At 44.5% G+C, this 2,252-nt stretch carries 2 protein-coding genes; both read right to left on the bottom strand.

Annotation, left to right across the window (positions count from 1 at the left end; translation table 11 throughout):
• Nucleotides 1–92: 92 nt before the first annotated feature.
• Nucleotides 93–2,009: an ABC transporter ATP-binding protein gene (locus BCT81_RS01680; RefSeq protein ID WP_102423073.1), complete on the bottom strand. Its 1,917-nt coding sequence runs from the start codon at nt 2,007–2,009 to the stop codon at nt 93–95.
• Nucleotides 1,987–2,205, bottom strand: a complete 219-nt coding sequence (locus tag BCT81_RS01675) for a glutaredoxin family protein (RefSeq protein ID WP_004742309.1) — start codon at nt 2,203–2,205, stop codon at nt 1,987–1,989. The genes BCT81_RS01680 and BCT81_RS01675 overlap by 23 nt, the downstream gene beginning before the upstream one ends.
• Nucleotides 2,206–2,252 lie beyond the last annotated feature (47 nt).

Raw genomic sequence — 2,252 nt, 5'->3', positions numbered from 1 at the left:
ACCTTATACAGCGCAGCGTTGGCATTAGTTGCAGCCAAAACTAGGGCTGCAACTGTTGTTAGTTTAAATTTAGTACAAGTCATTATTACTTCTTAACTTTCCTGTTGTAGTGCCTCGAGCTCTTCCCAGCGCTCAAATGCAACTTCAAGCTCCTGCTCTGTTGCAGTTAGCTTATCTAAAACTGGCTGTGTCTGCTCTACAGATTTCGAAAAGAAGCTTGGATCGTTAACTTCTTCCTGCAGAGCTTCAATTTGTGTTTCCAATTCTTCTAAACGTTGTGGTAACGCTTCTAGCTCTCGCTGTAGCTTATACGATAACTTCTTAGGTTTAGCTTTAACTGGTGCAGTTTTGGGAGTTTCCTCAACTACTTTCGCTGGCTTTGATGGCTTTTCAACCTGTCGGTATTCAAGCGCCTGCTTTCTTTGTTGTTGAGCATCGTGGTAGCCACCAACAAATTCTTCAATCACGCCGTTGCCTTCGAAGATCCAACTTGTCATCACTGTATTATCAACAAACTGACGATCGTGGCTTACTAAAAGAAGCGTACCCTGATAGTTGGCAAGCAAATCTTCTAAAAGTTCCAAAGTTTCGATATCTAGATCGTTGGTTGGCTCATCGAGAATCAGCAAGTTGTTCGATTTAAGGAAAATACGAGCTAATAACAGGCGGTTTTTCTCACCACCAGACAGCGCTTTAACAGGAGTACGAGCGCGTTTAGGAGAGAATAAGAAATCTTGTAAGTAGCTAAGCGCATGACGCTCACGGCCACCTACTGTTACTTCTTGCTTACCATCCGCTAGGTTATCGATAACCGATTTCTCTGGGTCAAGGATTTCACGATATTGGTCAAAGTAAGCCACTTCAAGTTTCGTACCGCAATGCAAACGACCTGAATCAGGTTTTAGTTGATCAAGAAGCAACTTAAGAACCGTACTCTTACCACAACCATTCGGACCAATCAGAGCAATACGATCGCCACGCATGATGTTGAAGCTGAAGTCTTTAACGATCTGTTTGCCTTCGAAGCCAAAGTTAATGTTCTCAGCTTCAAATACAATCTTACCTGAACGCTGTGCATCATCGATTTGAATAACCGCTTTACCCTGCACTTCACGACGATTCAAACGCTCTTCACGCAGCTTCTTAAGCGCACGGACGCGACCTTCGTTACGAGTACGACGAGCTTTGATGCCCTGACGAATCCATACTTCTTCCTGAGCGAGCTTTTTATCAAATTCAGCGTTCTGCATCTCTTCAACACGAAGCGCTTCTTCTTTCTCAACTAGGTAATTTTCGTAGTCACCAGGGAAAGAGCTCAGCTTACCGCGATCAAGATCTACGATACGTGTTGCCATCGATTTAATGAATGCACGGTCGTGCGAAATAAAGATGATTGAGCCGCGGAAGTCTTTCAGGAAGCCTTCTAGCCATTCAATAGTAGCAACATCCAAGTGGTTAGTCGGTTCGTCTAGTAGAAGCACGTCAGGGTCACACACAAGCGCACGAGCAAGGGCTGCTTTACGTTGCCAACCACCAGAAAGGTCTGTCAGTTTAGTTTCGGCAGTCAGCTTTAGAGCGCCCAGAACATTGGTTACACGGTCTTCAAAACGCCATGCATTAGCGTGATCCAACTGCTCTTGTACACGAGTAAGACGGTTTAGATTCTTTTCACTAGGGTCGGTTGCGATCAGATCAAGAAGATCATGATAGATCTTTAGCTGCTCGCCAATCTCTGCAAGGCCACCAGCCACATAATCATAAACTGTGCCTTCTTCGTTACGCGGTGGATCTTGTTCCAAGCGAGACACAACCACATCTTGTGTGATTTGCATCTTCCCGTCGTCCATGATGATGCTGCCAGAGAGCACTTTCATCAACGTAGACTTACCGGCACCATTGCGCCCTACTAAACAAACACGCTCATTTTCTTGCAGTGCGAAGTCTGCACGGTCTAATAATGGGTGATCGCCAAACGCTAACTGCCCATTATGAATTGTAAGTAATGCCATTCTTCTTTAACCAATCATTAAGTTCTAACAAGCCAAATGGCCAGTTAAGCTCTGAGTGTTGAGAACCGTCAGAGCTTTCAAATTTGAGCACGGGAATAGTGACCCCGTAACGGGAAAAGAGCTCATCATCGAATGCAATATCAACAACATTGACATGATGACTAATGTTTAACTGTTCCGTGAGTTGGAATGCCATCTCACATAGATGGCACCCTTCTGTACTGTATAAAGTCAGCACTATAT

Source organism: Vibrio sp. 10N.261.52.A1 (assembly GCF_002876325.1).
GTDB lineage: Bacteria > Pseudomonadota > Gammaproteobacteria > Enterobacterales > Vibrionaceae > Vibrio > Vibrio chagasii.
The sequence above is the reverse complement of the archived record's forward strand: the minus strand, read 5'-3'. Positions and strand labels throughout refer to the sequence as shown.

Bases quoted from the DNA above. Each gene is read 5' to 3' on its own strand.
- BCT81_RS01675 (WP_004742309.1), bottom strand. From the start codon at position 2,205: ATGGCATTCCAACTCACGGAACAGTTAAACATTAGTCATCATGTCAAT.
- BCT81_RS01680 (WP_102423073.1), bottom strand. From the start codon at position 2,009: ATGGCATTACTTACAATTCATAATGGGCAGTTAGCGTTTGGCGATCAC.